Raw genomic sequence first — 218 nt, forward strand, 5'->3', positions numbered from 1 at the left:
TTTAATGTTCATTTCTTTGCCGTAAGCAAGTTGTGGTACATCTTGCTCTAGGGCTTTTGATTGGGTAATGGCTAAATGTACGTTGTCGGGTTCTATTTCACCAATATCACCACGAACAGGTTGAGTACTCACGTATAAGTCTTTTAGGATCTCTACGGCTTCAGCGCTTGAGTGCAGTTTTCCTGTTACTTTAAAAAAGATGTCGCGGTGGATAATTT

Annotated in this window: 1 pseudogene; it reads right to left on the reverse strand. The window is 40.4% G+C overall.

The window, feature by feature from the left end:
* Positions 1-218, reverse strand: a pseudogene (locus V6260_RS19050) (PhoH family protein); the annotation flags it as partial.

Origin of the sequence: Pseudoalteromonas aliena (assembly GCF_038155085.1) — a bacterium.
Classification (GTDB): Bacteria; Pseudomonadota; Gammaproteobacteria; order Enterobacterales; family Alteromonadaceae; genus Pseudoalteromonas; species Pseudoalteromonas aliena_A.